Raw genomic sequence first — 625 nt, 5'->3', positions numbered from 1 at the left:
CCCATGCGTGCGGCCATGGGTGGCCGCGGCAATCTCGGCTGATGTCCAAAGCGCGCTCATTGCTGACCCTCCAATGCGCTCACGGCAAGGCTTGCCTGTTCGAGATCATCGAACGGATAGGTAACGTCACCGACAATCTGCCCTGTTTCATGCCCCTTGCCCGCAATCAAAAGCGCATCGCCTGGCGCCAAATCAGCCACGGTGCGCAAAATCGCTTCGGCGCGATCGCCGACCTCGCGGGCCTGCGGGCAGGCCTCAAGAATGGCGGCCCGAATGGCGGCGGGGTCTTCGCTGCGGGGGTTATCATCGGTGACAGTGATGCAATCTGCATTGGCGGCGGCCTCGCCCCCCATCAAAGGGCGCTTGGCGCGGTCGCGATCCCCGCCTGCACCAAAGACGAGATGAAGCCGCCCCATAACATGCGGCCTGAGCGCCAAAAGCGCCGTGCGCAACGCATCGGGCGTATGCGCATAATCGACAAAAACAGGCGCGCCATTGGTACGGGTTGCGGCAAGCTGCATCCGCCCGCGCACGCCTTCTAGGCGCGGCAACGTAGCAAAAACCGCGTCAGGGGCGGCCCCTGTCGCAATCACCAAACCCGCCGCGACCAAGACATTCATGGCCT

At 63.7% G+C, this 625-nt stretch carries 1 protein-coding gene; it reads right to left on the bottom strand.

Going from position 1 to position 625, the window contains the following annotated elements; translation table 11 throughout:
* Positions 1–56: 56 nt before the first annotated feature.
* Positions 57–625: glutamate ligase domain-containing protein (locus ACR0IO_RS23220; RefSeq protein WP_480745233.1), on the bottom strand; the 569-nt coding region annotated here is incomplete at its 5' end.

The organism is Ruegeria sp. CE12, from assembly GCF_056537525.1.
This window is presented reverse-complemented; position numbering and strand designations above follow the sequence as displayed.